The 710-nt window shown below is 39.7% G+C and carries 1 protein-coding gene; it reads right to left on the bottom strand.

Annotation, left to right across the window (positions count from 1 at the left end):
• Positions 1-138: 138 nt before the first annotated feature.
• Positions 139-540, bottom strand: coding sequence for a hypothetical protein (locus tag ACFIO5_RS11845; protein WP_375612658.1), 402 nt, complete (start codon positions 538-540; stop codon positions 139-141).
• Positions 541-710: the final 170 nt, after the last annotated feature.

Raw genomic sequence — 710 nt, forward strand, 5'->3', positions numbered from 1 at the left:
AAGCAAAACAGCAACGTTATAACGACGCGGCATAAAAAGAAAACCTTGTCACGTAAGGACGGACAAGGCTTTCTCAAGCTCATCAAACCTGGTGCTTTATTTGGTGTAAATTCAAGGCTTTCTCTGCTGAAGCAAGACTTAAGGCTGGCATTCAAGTTGTTCTGAATGTTTTTTACAATAAGGGCTATTTAAGCGTCTCTCAACACTTCGCTGAGGCGTGATAGAACCACTAAGAGGATACACCGGAATCCTATCATCTTGACAATTTTCACACCACTTTCCATTTTCACTTCTATAGTGGAAGCCAGATTGAAGCATACAAGTATGAATTATTGCCCATTCACCGAAACCTAATCCACTATTTTCTGTATCGGCATTATAAGGAGTTGGCTTACCACACTCTAACAATGCTTTTGCTACTTCAGTAGAATCTGCATCTGGCTTTTGCCATATAACAAAGTATTTTGAAGGAGGCTTTGAGTCACATCCAGCGATACTTAACAAAGCCATGCAACTCAACAGTTTTAAGATTTTCTTCATTTTTCCCCTCTTTCAATGGATTTATTTACGATAAAACAGAGCTCATAAACCTGTTGATATTTCCTGTCACCGCTGCTTAAAACAACGGTGAACAATATTGAGATGATTGGTTGAGAAAACAATCCCACCATTCCAAGCGAAGGCAAGGATGGCGGATTGTTGATCATCAC

Source organism: Bartonella sp. AA86SXKL, from assembly GCF_042196885.1.

Coding starts and splice junctions, on each gene's coding strand:
- ACFIO5_RS11845 (WP_375612658.1), bottom strand. CDS start 540: ATGAAGAAAATCTTAAAACTGTTGAGTTGCATGGCTTTGTTAAGTATC.